This window comes from Butyrivibrio fibrisolvens, from assembly GCF_037113525.1.
GTDB lineage: Bacteria > Bacillota > Clostridia > Lachnospirales > Lachnospiraceae > Butyrivibrio > Butyrivibrio fibrisolvens.
Window position 1 is genome coordinate 3,460,022 of the sequence record NZ_CP146963.1, and the last position, 16,378, is coordinate 3,476,399.

Below are 16,378 nucleotides of genomic sequence, written 5' to 3' on the forward strand. Positions count from 1 at the left end.
CAAACCTCATGCCGCGAATGAAATGAGCGGCTAATGGTTGAAGTGGTGGAGCTTTCTCCGCCACTTCGCAGAGTTTGAAAATTTTTATTTTCAAACTCATAACCTCATGCCGCGAATGAAATGAGCGGCTAATGGTTGAAGTGGTGGAGCCCTCTCCACCACTTCGCAGAGTTTGAAAATTTTATTTTCAAACTTATATATCGACATATTTTTAATAGCCGATTACCCTGTGATCATTTCATAAAATCAAACAATGATATCTGATTAGACTCCGGTATATCTCCAAGGAGACCTATTTCAGCCATTGCATCAACAACCTTCTGAGGGCACTTTGTTCTTTCCTTGAAGTCGTCCTTGGAAAGGAAAGGTCCGTCCTTGGCAGCTTCCACAACGGCATCTGCCGCTTTTTCACCCATTCCGTCAAAGGCTGTAAGGGAAGGCATTATCTTATTACCAACCACCTGGAAAAGACGTGATTTGGCCTTGAAGATATCGATAGGCTCAAATTCAATGCCTCTTTCATACATCTCTTCAACAAGACGCATATCGTAGTATTCAGCTTCTTCTACGGGCGACATTTTTTCTTTATTCTTAAGTTCCTGCATTCTTCCATGCAGATGATTCTTGCCCTGGCACATATCAAGGTATGAGAATGCCTTGGCTCTTATTGAGAACCAGGCCGCATAGAAGGCCTGTGGGCAGTAAACCTTAAAATAGGCAATTCGCCATGCCATCATAACGTATGCGGCAGCATGGGCTTTAGGGAACATGTACTTGATAAGCTCGCAGGAGCCAATGTACCATTCCGGAACATCATGAGCTCTCATGTCTGCCTTATACTGCTCCCACTTAGGCTCTTTACCTTTAGCAACCTTACCTTTACGTACTGATTCCATGATCTTGAAGGAATCTGAAGGATCAAGACCTTTCTGGATAAGATAGATCATGATATCGTCTCGACAGCAGATGGCTGTATCGATAGTAGCTGTTCCGTTACTGATAAGTACCTGAGCGTTGCCCTGCCATACGTCTGTTCCGTGTGACAGACCTGAAATTCTTATAAGGTGACTCAGTGACTTCGGCTTTGCTTCTACTACCATGTTCATAGCAAAGTCTGTACCAAATTCAGGAATTCCAAGACATCCAAGAGGTGTTCCTCCTATCTGCTCAGGGGTTATTCCAAGTGAACCGGTATCTTCAAAAAGCTCCATTACAAGCGGATCATCAAAAGGCACATCCTTAGGATCAACGCCAGTGCAGTCCATAAGGAATCTGATCATGGTAGGATCATCGTGTCCGAGTATATCAAGCTTTAACAGGTTATGATCAATGGAGTGATAATCATAATGTGTTGTGATAGTCGCTGTTGTCTGGTCGTTTGCAGGGTGCTGCACCGGTGTGAAGGTATTGATGTCTTCACCAACAGGAAGAACAACGATACCACCGGGGTGCTGACCTGTACCACGTCTTATACCTGTACAGCCTGCTACTATTCTGTTGATCTCTGCCATTCTCTTTGGAACGCCTATTTCGTCATAATATTTTTTGACAAAACCGTAGGCGGTCTTATCTGCAAGAGCAGCTATAGTTCCTGCTCTGAAGGTCTGACCGTATCCGAAGATAACTTCAGTATATTTATGAGCCTTGGACTGATATTCACCAGAGAAGTTAAGGTCGATATCAGGCTCCTTATCTCCTTTAAATCCAAGGAATGTTTCAAATGGTATATCGAATCCATCTTTATAAAGAAGGTGTCCGCACTTAGGGCATCTTCTATCCGGCATATCAACTCCGGCTTTACCACCGAAGGCTTTAACTTCTTCTGAGTCAAAATCACTGAAGTGACAGCGAGGGCATACGTAATGAGGTGCCAGAGCATTTACTTCCGTGATACCTGATGTAAATGCGACAAAAGAGCTGCCAACAGATCCTCTGGAACCAACCAGATATCCGTCTTCGTTGGACTTCCAAACGAGCTTCTGGGCTATGATGTACATAACCGAGTAACCGTTTTTGATAATGGAATTAAGCTCTCTTTTAAGTCTTGCATCTACTATCTCGGGAAGCTCTTCACCGTAGATCTCATGAGCCTTGTCATAACAGATCTTCTCAAGTGTTTTATCTGAATCCTCAATGACAGGAGGACACTTATCAGGACGAACAGGAGATACTGAATCGCACATCTCCATGATCTTCCTTGTATTGGTAACGCATACTTCAAATGCCTTGTCACTTCCAAGATAGTCGAATTCCGCCAGCATCTCATCTGTTGTTCTTACATAGAGGTCTGCAGGCTCTTCATCGTCAAAGCCTCGTCCCGCCTGGATGATAGTTCTGTATATCTGATCTTCCGGATTTAAGAAGTGAGCATCACAGGTAGCAACAACAGGCTTATGGAACTGCTCGCCAAGCTTAACGATCTTCTTATTGACTTCTCTGATATCATCATCGCTTTCAATGCTGTCGTACTTCTCTGAATCAACCATGAAGTGGTTGTTGCCAACAGGCTGTATCTCAAGGTAGTCATAGAAATTTACTATTCTTGCGATCTCTGTTTCAGGTCTGTCCTCTACTACTGCTCCGTACAGCTCACCTGCGCAGCAGGCAGAACCTACAATAAGGCCTTCTCTATACTCTGTCAGAACAGACTTTGGTATAAGCGGAAAACGCCTGAAGTAGTCAAGGTGAGACTTACTTACAAGTGTATAAAGGTTACATCTTCCAAGTGTGTTCTTGGCCAGAATGATAACATGGTGAGGGCGAAGGTGCTTGATCATATCAGGAGATGCAGTTCCAAACTCCTGCATCTTGGTAAGATCCGTAACATTTTTTTCCTCAAGCATTGGAAGGAACTTAAGGAAAATATATGCAGTACACTCCGCATCATCAACCGCTCTGTGGTGGTGATCGAGCACTACGTTAAGAGTCTTGGCTGTCGCATCAAGTGTATGCTTGGCCTGAAGCGGGAAGAATACACGTGAAAGCCACATGGTATCGACTGTTGTAAAATCAGCCTCTATACCAAGCTCTTTGCAGTTCTGATTTATAAAGCTTATATCAAATCCTACGTTGTGACCTACAAGAACCGCATCCTTACAAAATTCCACAAACTTAGGAATTATGACATCACGAGTAGGAGCTCCCATTACCATCTCATCACTGATGGATGTGAGCTTTTCTATACGAAACGGAATCGGAACCTGAGGATTGATGAATTCTGAAAATCTCTCAAGGATCTCACCGTTTCTAACTTTAACGGCACCAATCTCTATGATCTTGTTCTTAAGAGGAGAAAAACCTGTTGTCTCAATATCAAATACTACAAATGTTGTATCCTTTATCTGCTGGCCTTTGCCATTTCTGACTATCTCAACAAGGTCATCAACAAGGTAGCCCTCTACTCCAAGAATGAGTTTAAAAAAGTTCTGTCTGTCAGGAGCAGGAAGTTCTGCTGCCTTGGCTTCCTTACAGGCTCCGCCGTACAGATCCTCCCATACATGATTAGCTACTGTAAGACCCTGAACTACTCCATGGTCTGTAATAGCTATTCCAGGCATGCCCCACTTGTAAGCCTGCTTAACTATATCGCTTACTTCAGATACACCGTCCATATCACTCATCTTGGTATGGCAGTGAAGCTCTACCCTTTTTACTTCTGCATTATCTTTACGCTTAACGGTAAAGTCAGTTGTCTTTCTGATACCGCCAACTGATCCTATAGTAAGTTCGTGATCGAACTTATCTATCATGGTGATACCTTTAACCTTAACAAAGGCTCCTACTTTAAGGTCTTTGTTAAGGTCTTTTAGATCTTCATTCTTTACGAATAGTTTAATTGTTATAGAATCAGTAAAATCGGTAAGATCAAACATAACAATGGTCTTTTCGCCGTTACGAAGAGGCTTTTCCTCATAACGGATGACTTTACCATGTATTGTTACTTCTCCGATCTCTCCGTCTACTTCAGAAAGGCGCATAGGATCATCGTCAAAGTCTCGTCCATAAATAACGTTTGGATCATCAGACTTTTTCATGCTGCCAAAGCCGCCCTTTTTCCAGCTTCCAAACTTCTTGCCTCCAAAGCCTGAAGGTGCACGATTTTGGTTAACACCGCTTTCGCCTGCGCTTGTAGTTCCGCCTTTATCGGCAGCCATTGCAGCGGTTGCTGCTTCTGCAGCTTTAAGAACATCTGCATCAGCGCTACTTAATGCTGCGCCATTTGCGCTACCTGTAGCGCCGTTTTGACCTGCGCCTGCAGTGCCTGTGCCCGCGCCGGCATTTGCAGTCTTCGCAGCTGCACCATTACCGGAAGCTCCTGTATTCTTCGAACCTTTGGAGCCTTTTTTACCTTCTTCAAGCTCTTTAGCCTTTTTAGCTTCAAGGGCAGCTTCAAGCCTTGCGGACATTCTTTCTGATTCTGCGCTGTAGTCAGGAGCACCTGCCTTTTTCTTAGACTTCTTTTCCTCAAATACTGCCACGATCCTTACATTAAGGCCGCATCTTTCGTTGATGATCTTGTCCATTATGCGCTGGATCTCAGGTGCTTCCTGGGCAGATGTAACAGAGTCCTCAAGGACTATTTCCATTACATCTAAAGTAGGGTACCTGAACTCGGCACCCTTTAAAAGTGTATATTCTATTGGATTATAAGTCTTGAATTCCTGCAGAATGCTCTCGCCGTAGATGTCCATAAGGTTCTTTGGCGTATACTGAGCAGAAAGATGAAAACGTTCGTAAATCTTTATTACGATAGATACGTTTGCAAAAAGCTGACTTCGTATCTCTTTTTCGACTTTAAGAATTTCCTGTTTATCTATAAGACGACCGGAAGAGATATAAATGCGGATAAAATCCTGCTTTCTTGTGGCAGAAACTTTTTCTACTACAGTCTCTCCCATAAGGTCTTTAGTATGTCCACTAAGTTTAAGCTGTGGAAATACTTCAAAAAAAGCTTTGGCCATTTATATCTCTCCCCCGTTACTTCAGATAAATAGCACTACAATACTATTCCTATGACTTTTTGTCACTTCGTTCCAAAAGTCATGTAAATAGGCCAATTGAGAACACCTTCGGTGTTGGGCCTATTTACCTACCGATTCACTTTCTTACGAAATCCGCAGTAAATGCGGATTTCTGATTCAAAGTTGCAAAAACATATACTATTTATCTTTTAATATTCACTCTAATAGATTATTCTCCCCAGTGATCAAGTTCATCCTTGAGCGCTGCAAGAAGCTGATCTTCCGGCATCTTGCGGATAACTTCTCCCTTTTTGATAAGAAGTCCTTCGCCAACGCCGCCTGCTACGCCTATATCTGCCTCTTTGGCTTCGCCAGGGCCGTTTACTGCGCATCCCATAACCGCAACCTTTATGTTAAGCGGATAGTGAGATACAAGTTCTTCAACCTGGTTGGCAAGACCGATAAGGTCTATCTTGGTACGTCCACATGTAGGACATGAAACAACATCGATTCCGCCGCCTCTTAAGTTAAGAGCTCTTAAGATAAGCTTGGCAGCCTTGATCTCTTCAACAGGATCACCTGAAAGTGAAACTCTTATCGTATCACCAATTCCTTCATTAAGGATGATTCCAAGTCCTACTGAAGACTTGATACTTCCTGAATATACAGTTCCTGCTTCTGTAATACCTACGTGAAGAGGATACTGTGTCTTCTCTACTAAAAGCTCATGAGCTTTAACAGCAAGCATAACATTTGAAGACTTGATACTGATGACCATGTTGTCATAGCCACACTCTTCAATGATATGGGTTTTATCAAGGGCGCTTTCTACAAGGCCCTGAGGTGTTACGCCGTGATATTTTTCAACAAGTTCTTTTTCCAAAGAACCTGAGTTAACTCCGACTCTGATAGGAACCTGGCGCTCTCTTGCAGCACGCACAACTTCCTCGATCTTGTCCTTGCCACCGATGTTACCGGGGTTGATACGGATCTTATCAGCTCCGTTCTCGATAGCAGCTATAGCCATCTTATAATCAAAGTGGATATCTGCAACAATAGGAATATGAATGCGCTTTTTGATCTCGCCGATAGCCTTGGCAGCTTCAAGTGTAGGACATGTACTACGAACGATATCGCAGCCAGCTTCTTCAAGCTTAAGGATCTGAGCTACAGTTCCGTCAACATCCTCTGTACGAGTATTAGTCATAGACTGGATCATGATAGGATTACCGCCACCGATAACCTTGTTACCTATCTTTATGACCTTTGTGTTATCTCTATATGCCATAATAAATCTCCTTTGAAAATCCATGAATCCTTGCCATACAAGTCATGATTCTCTGTAAAAAACATCTTAACGTAACGTTATCAAATGTTTCAATATTATACTATCTCAAAACTTCAATGTTTCAATATTTCAATATCCAATATCAAAACAACTTACTTACATCATGGAATAATACCACAACCATAAGAAGTATCAGCGCTGCTACGCCTACAAGCTCGATCATTCCTTCGTATTTCTCAGGAACAGGCTTTCCTCTTATAACTTCTATAAGAAGGAAAACAAGTCTTCCGCCATCAAGTGCAGGTATTGGCAGAAGGTTCATAAGTCCAAGATTGATGGAAAGAAGCATTGCGAGATTGATCATATTGAGGATCACATCGATTATACCGCCCTCCTGCATGGCTGTTTCATAGCTCTGGTCTACCATTTCAGCCATTCCTACTGGTCCTGAAAGCTCGACCTTATCAGTTCTGCCGCGAACAAGAAGTCCAAGGCTCTTCCAGGTGGAAGTCAGATAATAGTTAAACATGTATCCTGCATATTTGAAGGTCTCAATGCCGGATACAGTGTCATACTCTCCGATGTATACGCCGATCACATATCTGCTAACACCAGTCTCTTCATCTTCATACAGAACAGGTGTAATAGTCGTCTTATAGCTCTGACCATCACGCTCGTAGGTAATATCTACATCTTCACCATCTGTGAGGTACATGTTAAGAGTAACTTCCGCGCTCATATGAACAGCACTTCCGTTAACGCTTGTGATGACGTCGCCCTCTTTAAGACCGGCTTCCTGAGCAGGTGAATTATCAACAGAAAATCCGCTTACTGTAGGGAAGCTCCAATATGTGTTTGAAACGATGATAAGTGCCAGCAAAAATCCAAGGATGAAATTAGCCAAAGGGCCTGCAACTACAGTTGCTATCCTTGACCATACACCGGCTCTGCGAAAAGAGATCTGACCCTCTTCGCTGTCATCGCGGCTTTCCTGTGCTTTGATCTGGTCCTCTAACGTCCCATCATCTTCTCCCGGCTTTGTGATCTCCAGCCCGTCCATTCCATCGAATATACAGGCACCTCCGACAGGAAGAAGTCTTATGGAATACATGGTATCGCCTTTTTTCTTCTGATAAAGAACAGGACCCATACCGACTGTAAACTCTGTAACTCGTATTCCATTAGCCTTGGCGATCAAAAAGTGACCACCTTCGTGTGATACGACCAGTACACAGAAAATAACTATGAATATTAGTAATACAATGATATTCTGCAGCAACGCTAATCTCCTATCTTACAAGGATTTACCAAAAACACTTCCGATTATTATTTAAAACGCTCTTCAAGGAAGCTGTAAGTCCAGCTCTCAGCTTCAAGAATCTCTTCTACAGTTGGATCTTCAATCTTCTTGTGATTGTCCATCGCTGCTGTGATCATCTCATAGATCTCAAGGAAACGGATTTCGCGCTTAAGGAACTTCTTAACAGCAAGCTCATTGGCAGCATTAAATACTGTAGGCATGCTTCCGCCTTCTTTTGCAGCTCTTGTAGCAAGTGTAAGACCCTTAAATACATCTGTTCTTGGAGCTTCAAAGGTCATGTCTGCAAGTGCAAAAAGATCAAGTCTGTCTTCTGACATAGGTCTTCTGTCAGGATAGAAAAGAGCATACTGGATAGGGAGCTTCATATCCGGAACTCCCATCTGTCCCATAACAGCACCGTCTACAAACTGCACTGCAGAATGAAGGATAGACTGAGGCTGGATCACAACCTGGATCTTATCTACAGGTACGTCGAAAAGCCATCTTGCTTCCATAACTTCAAGTCCCTTATTAACAAGAGACGCTGAGTCTATAGTAACCTTGGCTCCCATATCCCAGTTAGGATGCTTTAAGGCATCATCAACTGTTACAGTTTCAAGTTCCTCCAAAGTCTTCTTACGGAATGGTCCGCCTGAAGCTGTAAGAAGGATCTTTTCTATCTTATCTACAGGCTCTCCGTTAAGAGACTGGAAGATCGCACTGTGCTCAGAATCCACAGGAAGGATCTTCACACCCATTTTCTTAGCCAGAGGCATGATGATGTGACCTGCACATACAAGTGTCTCTTTATTTGCAAGGGCAATATCCTTGCCTGCATTTATTGCTTCTATTGTTGGTCTTATTCCGATCATTCCGACAACTGCCGTAAGAACAGTGTCAGCATTTTCATCGCGAACAAGCTCTAAAAGGCCTTCCATTCCTGAAAGGACCGGAATTTCAAGATCAGATATACGATTTTTAAGCTCGTCTGCTGCCTTAGGATCAAACATTGCGATCTTTGAAGGCTTAAACTCACGAGCCTGTTTTTCCATAAGATCTACATTTTTGCCCGCAGCAAGTGCTACGATCTTAAGTTCATCAGAATTAGCTCTTACAACATCAAGTGTCTGTGTTCCAATAGAACCAGTAGAGCCCAAAAGAACTATCTTTCTACTCATAATTATTCCTCACAGTTAGTAAAAAAAGGTTACAGTTCACAGGACAAATCTTGTGAACTGTAACATGTATTTTATCACTTCATAAAAAAGACGACCAGTCCATAAATAAATGGAGTAACAAATATAACACTATCAAACCTGTCCATGATTCCGCCATGGCCCGGGATCAGTCTTCCGTAATCTTTGATATCTCTGTCTCTTTTAATTGCTGATGCAGCAAGATCTCCAAGCTGTGAGATAATGCTTGCTACCAGTGTTATGACAACAAACTGAAGGATGATTCCGCTAGAGGCACCTTTGACCTTCACCATGATAAAACCAAATATCACTCCGGCCAGCATTGAAAAAAGAATTCCTCCGATTCCGCCTTCAATTGTCTTATGAGGCGAAAGAACAGGTGTCATCTTATGCTTACCAAATGCTCGTCCCGTAAGATAAGCAAATGAATCGCATACCCAGGCTACAAATGGCATCCACACAAGGAAATCACCATTTTCACGAAGCCTTAACAGGAATATGAATGAAAGCATAAGAGGCGCATATAAGAAAGCAAATATAGCGCCAACTGCCTGATGTATCTTGTATCTTGGGAATGTCACAACGTAAGTCACCATTACCGCAAAGAATACAAACAAAATCGAAAACAGGTAAGTCTTTGTATCATGTATATATATCACAAGAACATAATGCAAAAACACTCCCAGTATTCCGGCTTTGTAAAGGAGTCCTGTATTTCCATCTTCTTCAAAGACTCCAAGGACTCTTGAGAGTTCATAATAAGCGATCTGCGCTACTATTAAAGATACACCGCCAAGGACATATCCACCCATCACTAGTGTGACGGCCAGCACTATGCCTATAACAATGCTGCTTAAAACTCTGGTCTTCACTCTAAATGTCTCCTTTATTCTTCACCCTTTTTAAGTCCGCCAAATCTTCTGGTCCTGTGATTATAAGCGTCAATGGCTTTCTCGAGTTCTGCTTTGTTGAAATCAGGCCAGCAAATATCAGTAAAGTAAAACTCTGTATATGCCAGCTGCCAAAGAAGATAATTAGAAACTCTCTGCTCACCACAGGTTCTGATAAGAAGATCAGGATCAGGCATGGAGCCAGTATCCAGATTATCATTTATCATCTGCTCTGTAATATCAGAAGCACTTATCTCACCGTTTTCAACCTTTGATGCTATCTTCTTAACTGCACGTGTTATCTCATCACGGCTTCCATAGTTGATAGCAATGTTGAAAGTAAGGCCTGTGTTATCTTTTGTTGTCTCTTCAAGCTCTTCTACAACTTTAAGTACGTCTTTAGGAAGGCGACTTCTCTCACCGATAACACGGCTTCTAACATTATTCTTCATACAAGTCTTGATCTCAGACTTAAGGTATTTTTTAAAAAGAGCCATAAGGGCTGAAACTTCAGCTTCCGGTCTGTTCCAGTTCTCTGTGGAAAAGGCATATACTGTTACATACTCAATTCCAAGTTCACCTGCATCAAACAGCATCTGTTCAACAGCTTTGGCGCCCTGAACATGACCATAGTTTCTTGGCATTCCCTTGGCTTTAGCCCATCGGCCGTTGCCATCAAGAATGAAGGCAACGTGTCTGGGTATCTTTCTTTCTTCACTCATACTGTCATTATTTCCTTAGTTTTAGCTTCGATAGTAGCATCGATCTTCTTAACGAAATCATCTGTGATCTTCTGAAGTTCATCTGTAAGATCGCTGATCTCATCCTCAGAAACCTCTGTTCCCTTAAGCTTCTTGAATGCTTCATTACCATCACGGCGAACATTTCTTACTGCAACCTTGGCATCTTCACCCTTTTTCTTGATGTCCTTAGAAAGCTGTTTACGTCTTTCCTCTGTAAGTTCAGGGAAAATAAGACGGATAACTGTTCCATCATTAGTAGGATTGATTCCGATATCTGATGTAAGGATAGCTTTCTCTATCTCTTTAAGCATATTCTTTTCCCAAGGAGCGATCTGGATGATTCTTGCTTCAGGAACTGATACGTTACCAACCTGCTGGATTGGTGTAGGTGTTCCATAGTAATCTACACGGATCTTATCAAGAACATGAGGATTAGCTCTTCCTGCTCTTACTGTTGCAAGATCTTCTACAAGAAAATCATATGCTTTGTTCATCTTATCGCTATATACTTTAACCTTTTCGTTCATTTTATCTCCTCCTTTACGCTTCAACGGTTGTTCCGTTAAATGTACCACTTACTGCCTTAACAATGCTTCCTTCTTCCTGAAGAGCAAATACACGCATAGGCATGTGATTGTCTCTTGCAAGTATTGAAGCTGTCATGTCTACAACCTGAAGGTTCTGTGCCACAACATCATCAATTGAGATCTTATCATATCTCTTCGCATCAGGATTTACTGCCGGGTCTGAATCATATACGCCGTCAATAGCCTTTGCAAGAAGGATCATATCTGCCTCAACCTCTACCGCACGAAGAACTACGCCTGTATCTGTTGAGAAGTAAGGATGGCCAGTGCCTCCTGCGAAGAACACTACCATATTTTTGGAAAAATACTTCTGTGCACGATCTTTGGAAAAAAGCTTTGTGAAGGATCCGCATTCAAATGGAGTAAGAATAGCTGTGTTCATTCCTTCACTTCTGAAAATCTCAGATACATAAATGCAGTTCATTATTGTGGCAAGCATTCCGATCTGGTCAGCCTTAACGCGGTCAATGCTTTCACTGGTCCTGCCTCTCCAGAAATTACCACCTCCGATGACAATTCCTACCTGTGTTCCAGACTGTAGTATTTCTTTGACCTGAAGTGCGACCTTTCTGACAGTAGGCTCATCAAATCCGGTCTTTTTGTCGCCAGCAAGTGCTTCACCGCTGAGTTTGAGTAGAATTCTCATTGATTTTGTCCTCTTTCAAAAAAATAATGCCGGGAATTGTCTCCCCGGCATTAATTAATTCTGGTCCGCAAAAGACATTCCTCAATGTCTTATGATACCATTATCAGTTCTTATTCTTCAAGCCCTCAAAGAAAGCAGATGGATTAACTTCAGCATATGTCTGTGAGCACATACCTTCGATAACCGCACCATTGTTGATCTGTACTGACTGAGACTTGATGTTACCCATTACGATAGCTGTTGTATCAAGGACAACAGGACCGTGCACATCAATGTCACCCTTTACAGCACCTGCGATAACTGCGCTTGTTGCAAAAAGGTTACCGATGATTACTGAACTCTGTCCGATCTTTACACTACCGTTAGAATGGATATCTCCATTTATTCTTGCTGCCTCAGCATAAATCTCTGCAGCATTTGAATTACCTTCTATTTCACCAGTTACATTAAGTTTTCCATATGCAGTTACATTACCAATTACTTTTCCGATAAGATCGAGTGATCCTGTTGTCTGAATATCACCATTTACGACCATACCCTCGGTGATCGATGCAGTTTCATCTGTTGCTACGCGTTCTGTGTCCATCATGATATATCCCCCGTCTTCGTTAATATTGTCAGAAACGGAATAGTCATCCGTACTCTGCTCTACGTTATCAAGTTCAGATATTTCTACTTCTGGCTCTGCGTGATCTTCAAATGGAACCTCTTCTTCAGGCTGCTTGGGCTCAAAAGATGGTTCAGAAGGGAAAACGCTTGGTATTACATAATCGTCATTTACCGGTTCTTCTAAGCTGTCATTTTCTTCGAAGCTATCTTCCTCCTTTTCTTCTGTCTCTGGCTCTTCTTCAGGTTCTTTTTCGCTTGAAGTTGTACTTATCGGATCTGTTGGAAATGTTATAGCATCAAAGTCAGGTTCATCGTATGGTTCCGGCTCTTTGACTTCTTCTGGCTCTGATGAAAATTCCTTTGCCGGTACTTCTTCAGGTTCATCTTCTGGTTCCTCGTTTTGTGCTGCAACACTCTCTTCCGGCTCAGGAATGTCTTCGACCTGAATCTTATCCAGGTGACTTAGCATGCTGTCAAGATCCACTTCCTCGACCCCTGCGTTATCCTGCCCGGCATTCTTCTCTGCAGCCGTTTTTTCCTCAGGATCAATTTCGTCCACAGCATTCGAAAGATCCTTTTTCAGCTCTGAGAAAAATCCCATATCTTTATCCTCCGTTCTATTGATTCTTACTATGTTGAACCGGCACTGTGTCCTCTGTGACCGGTACAATCACCGTGTTTGGAAGGCTCTGGATATACTCAATTATCTCAGGAAGAGCCTCTACCGTTTCCTCCTTATCAGCAGCATCGTGAAGGAGGATCATACAATTCTCATGTTCCGTAATATTGGCTGTAACATTAGAAACAATAATGCTTGAAGCTATATTGTCTCCGCCATATACATTCCAGTCAAAATAAGTAATATTGTTCCGATCAAGATATCCTATAAGATCGGACATTGGTACCTGACTTGCTGTGTTGGAACTGCCTCCCGGAAATCTGTAATAGGTAGTCCATACTCCTGTAATATCAAATATATAATTCTGAATCTTGTGAAGGTCTGTCTGAAAACTGTCTAAGGATTCATATAATACTTTGTAATCGTGACTGTAGGAATGCATACCAATTGTATGTCCCTCGTCAACTATACGTTTATACATATCATCATATCCTGACTTCCCGCACACAAAGAACGTGGCCTTGACATCATAAGAAGCCAGAATGTCTAAAATTTCTGCTGTACGTGGGCTCGGACCATCATCAAACGTAAGATATACATATCTTATGCCATTGGAAGAGGCCGGCGACTGCTTTGAAACAACCGATACAGCTTCTGCGTTACCGGAAAGAGGTATTATGTTATCCTGCACATCCTGTAACGTTTCTAGACTATCCTTATACTCATTAAACTCATTCTGAATAGCTAATAATCTGTCGTTAATCGCGTCGTATTCGCTTTTAAGTATAATGCATTGAAGTGAAAAGAAAATAAGTGCAACAATAAGAAATGCTGCTACAAATGTTTTTATAAGAAAGCCTTTATCAAAAAAATCAAAGGAGGCTATTCTGTCTCTTAATGAACGATATTCTACCCATTCTCCGGATGCGTTTTCAACTTTCAGATCATCCAGATTAATATCTTTTAAATAGTTTGTACTTGTTTTAGGATCATCGGTCTCAGAAACAATTTCTTCGTTTCTGACTTTATCTTCGTTACTAACATTTTCTTCGCCGCCGTCAGTATCAGCGGCTTCTACTTGGCCGGCAACTGTTTTGCATTCATCACCGCCGCGATCAGTATCTCCAGTATTAGTATTAACAGTAGAATCAATATTATCCGAATCAGCATTAGTATCAATATTATTAGTATTGATATCAACGTTTAGATCAATAATATCTGAATCAGTTTTTCTATCTGTTTCTGATAATACTGATGGTAAATCTGATTTAGTTTTATGAAGGGAATCATCCGAAAATCTAAATGGGCGAGTTTTAGTATCAGACAGTCTGACACGTTTTATGACCTTGTCAAGATCGTCACCCTTAACACCATGGGTGTCACTAACAGGTCCCTGCCAGCTCCCTTTTCTCTCATCTCTTAGATTGTTCCGCCCCCTGCGGACAAACACTCTAGATGACATAAGGCTCTCCCCCCATCCAAGTACTTCTTTAGTATACCATAGTTTTTGTCTAACAAAAAGAAAATCCGCAACAAAAAATATTTTTTGTTACGGATTTTCATACATACATGTTTAGATAGCCTAAAATAAGGCTCGAAATAAAGATTTTGTATTATCTATATACCAATACAATTAATACTAAAAAACTTTTTTACAAAGAATGTTCTGCTACATATTCTTCAAATGTAATTCCACGTGACATGATCTCTGTAGCAGCTTCAACTCCAACATATCTGAAATGCCATGGCTCATATATAACGCCTGTAACATTCTCTTTGTCCTTAGGATATCTTAAGATAAAGCCATACTCTGCACAGTGTGCATAAAGCCACTTATATCCTGCAGTATTCTCCTGATTCTCAGTAAGAGATATGTAAGAAGCATCTGTGATATCCATGCAAAGACCTGTCTGATGTTCACTCTGTCCCGGAGGATTAACTACAGTTGCTGCAAGTTTTTCACTTTCTTCCTGACCATATCCAAGGCTCTTATAATAGTTAACTTTTCTATTATAAAGATATGTCTGTCTTGAAGCACTTCTGTAACCTGATGCAAGATAAAGATTTATTCCCTGCGCTTTTGCATCAGCTATCATCTGCTGAACGATAGGAGTTACATCCTTGTGCATATATTCACCATTAGCACAAAGGGTTACTTCGGGAGCATAAGATGTGCTGATGGGATTTTCATGGTTTACAAGTACAAGATTCCATGCTGAAAGATCTATTGTCTGAACAGTCACAAGGCTGTCAAAGCTCACAAGGCTCTTGCCTGCGATAAGGTGATCTGCAATACGTCCTTCACCCATTCCTACAAGGATATAATGCTGAACGTATGCAGCTATATTATTTCCATACACTGCCTGAAGATCTTCGTAGTTGGACATATAGATCTGAGCGTTAAAAGATGCTGAAGGCTGTCTTCCTTCAAGCATACCGCTAGTTACGTAGTGCTGATACAGTGTTTCTGCATCAGATCCAACTGCAGCAACAACATCCGGATAAGCTGCTGCATAGAATGTAGCGTCAAATACCACATGGTAATCAAAAGCTGCAGCCTTGGCTTCAATCGTTGTCAATGTTCCGGCAACAGACATAGGAGCCGCTGCAGCAAAAATAGCAGCGCCAACAATAGCCACTGCTGTTTGTATTAGTTTTTTTCTTTTCAAAATAACACCTCTTTCTATATCAAAGCATCTCAAACCTGTTACGGCCATTATCTTTAGCCTGTTTAAGAGCTCTGTCTGCTTTTTCAAATAATTCCTCACAGGACAAGCCCGGAGTTATAAGTGTAGCGCCAAAGGAAGCTGTAACATCCGGAACATCTGCAAATTCCTCAGCATCTATCTTCTCTCTGATCCTCTCAATAACATTTGCAGTAGTGTCTTCGTCCACATCACGAAGAAGGATCATGAATTTCTCACTCTCCCATCTTCCGACAACATCACTGTCACGAAGTATTCCTTTTACAATATCGGCAGTTTTTCGAATTACATAATCCCCTGCATCATGACCAAGGCTGATATTGATCTGGTCAAGCTTATCAATGTCTAAAAGCGCAATTGCAGAATTAAGTACAGATGATTCCTCGACTAATTTCTGGAAAACTCTTTCTATCTCAGTCCTGGTGTATACTCCGCTAAGAGGATCCTGCTGGGCTTCTGAAACATACTCAAATCTTTCATTATCAATATCTGTAACTTCAGAATTCTCAAGGATCATCATTGAAAGAGTTGGCTTATCACTATTATCGCCTTCTCTTACAGGCTTTGCCGTCACAAAAATAGTGTCTACAGGCAGATCAGGATAGTTTTTGATCAAAAAATCAGACAATCTTTTCAAAACCTCTTTATGAGTTCCGTCTGAAAAAAGCTGCAGAACTACACAGGTCGCAGATTCAAGCATATCCTGACCATATATATCATCTGTAATCTTCTCAACATCATGTTCCGATTGTAAGGAATAAATATAGTGTCTCATGATCTATCACCATCTCCCCATGTGTGCACTGACTATTATTTTTTACCCTGGATCAGTTC

12 protein-coding genes are annotated in these 16,378 nt (G+C 41.6%); all 12 read right to left on the reverse strand.

Going from position 1 to position 16,378, the window contains the following annotated elements:
- Positions 1-233: 233 nt before the first annotated feature.
- Positions 234-4,961 carry a PolC-type DNA polymerase III gene (locus tag WAA20_RS14465; RefSeq protein ID WP_073389397.1) on the reverse strand — a complete coding sequence of 1,576 codons (4,728 nt, stop codon included), beginning with the start codon at positions 4,959-4,961 and terminating at the stop codon, positions 234-236.
- 229 nt (positions 4,962-5,190) lie between these two features.
- The gene (gene ispG / locus WAA20_RS14470; RefSeq protein WP_073389395.1) at positions 5,191-6,249 is read right to left on the reverse strand and encodes a flavodoxin-dependent (E)-4-hydroxy-3-methylbut-2-enyl-diphosphate synthase; all 1,059 of its coding nucleotides are present in this window, start codon (positions 6,247-6,249) and stop codon (positions 5,191-5,193) included.
- 142 nt (positions 6,250-6,391) lie between these two features.
- Positions 6,392-7,528 (reverse strand): RIP metalloprotease RseP, encoded by a 1,137-nt coding sequence (gene rseP / locus WAA20_RS14475; protein WP_242951220.1) that lies wholly within the window; start codon positions 7,526-7,528, stop codon positions 6,392-6,394.
- Between the two features lie 47 nt (positions 7,529-7,575).
- Entirely contained in the window at positions 7,576-8,727 is a 1,152-nt protein-coding gene (locus WAA20_RS14480; protein WP_073389394.1) for a 1-deoxy-D-xylulose-5-phosphate reductoisomerase, read from the reverse strand.
- A gap of 74 nt (positions 8,728-8,801) precedes the next feature.
- A complete protein-coding gene (locus tag WAA20_RS14485) occupies positions 8,802-9,617 on the reverse strand; it encodes a phosphatidate cytidylyltransferase (protein ID WP_073389392.1) in 816 nt (271 codons plus the stop codon).
- A 14-nt stretch (positions 9,618-9,631) separates the two neighbouring features.
- Positions 9,632-10,357: an isoprenyl transferase gene (locus WAA20_RS14490; RefSeq protein WP_073389391.1), complete on the reverse strand. Its 726-nt coding sequence runs from the start codon at positions 10,355-10,357 to the stop codon at positions 9,632-9,634.
- Positions 10,354-10,905: a ribosome recycling factor gene (gene frr / locus WAA20_RS14495; protein ID WP_073389389.1), complete on the reverse strand. Its 552-nt coding sequence runs from the start codon at positions 10,903-10,905 to the stop codon at positions 10,354-10,356. Before frr ends, WAA20_RS14490 begins: the two co-directional genes overlap by 4 nt.
- A 13-nt stretch (positions 10,906-10,918) precedes the next feature.
- Positions 10,919-11,611: a UMP kinase gene (gene pyrH / locus WAA20_RS14500; protein WP_073389388.1), complete on the reverse strand. Its 693-nt coding sequence runs from the start codon at positions 11,609-11,611 to the stop codon at positions 10,919-10,921.
- Positions 11,612-11,714: 103 nt separating this feature from the next.
- Positions 11,715-12,821 carry a polymer-forming cytoskeletal protein gene (locus tag WAA20_RS14505; RefSeq protein ID WP_242951219.1) on the reverse strand — a complete coding sequence of 369 codons (1,107 nt, stop codon included), beginning with the start codon at positions 12,819-12,821 and terminating at the stop codon, positions 11,715-11,717.
- 16 nt (positions 12,822-12,837) lie between these two features.
- Entirely contained in the window at positions 12,838-14,301 is a 1,464-nt protein-coding gene (locus tag WAA20_RS14510; protein WP_073389386.1) for a polysaccharide deacetylase family protein, read from the reverse strand.
- Between the two features lie 190 nt (positions 14,302-14,491).
- Complete coding sequence (locus tag WAA20_RS14515; protein WP_139263824.1) at positions 14,492-15,595, reverse strand: M15 family metallopeptidase; 1,104 nt, start codon at positions 15,593-15,595, stop codon at positions 14,492-14,494.
- Entirely contained in the window at positions 15,528-16,319 is a 792-nt protein-coding gene (locus WAA20_RS14520) for a GGDEF domain-containing protein (RefSeq protein WP_073389383.1), read from the reverse strand. Before WAA20_RS14520 ends, WAA20_RS14515 begins: the two co-directional genes overlap by 68 nt.
- Positions 16,320-16,378: the final 59 nt, after the last annotated feature.

Bases quoted from the DNA above. Each gene is read 5' to 3' on its own strand.
- WAA20_RS14465 (WP_073389397.1), bottom strand. From the start codon at position 4,961: ATGGCCAAAGCTTTTTTTGAAGTATTTCCACAGCTTAAACTTAGTGGA.
- ispG (WP_073389395.1), bottom strand. From the start codon at position 6,249: ATGGCATATAGAGATAACACAAAGGTCATAAAGATAGGTAACAAGGTT.
- WAA20_RS14480 (WP_073389394.1), bottom strand. From the start codon at position 8,727: ATGAGTAGAAAGATAGTTCTTTTGGGCTCTACTGGTTCTATTGGAACA.
- WAA20_RS14490 (WP_073389391.1), bottom strand. From the start codon at position 10,357: ATGAGTGAAGAAAGAAAGATACCCAGACACGTTGCCTTCATTCTTGAT.
- frr (WP_073389389.1), bottom strand. From the start codon at position 10,905: ATGAACGAAAAGGTTAAAGTATATAGCGATAAGATGAACAAAGCATAT.
- pyrH (WP_073389388.1), bottom strand. From the start codon at position 11,611: ATGAGAATTCTACTCAAACTCAGCGGTGAAGCACTTGCTGGCGACAAA.
- WAA20_RS14505 (WP_242951219.1), bottom strand. From the start codon at position 12,821: ATGGGATTTTTCTCAGAGCTGAAAAAGGATCTTTCGAATGCTGTGGAC.
- WAA20_RS14510 (WP_073389386.1), bottom strand. From the start codon at position 14,301: ATGTCATCTAGAGTGTTTGTCCGCAGGGGGCGGAACAATCTAAGAGAT.
- WAA20_RS14520 (WP_073389383.1), bottom strand. From the start codon at position 16,319: ATGAGACACTATATTTATTCCTTACAATCGGAACATGATGTTGAGAAG.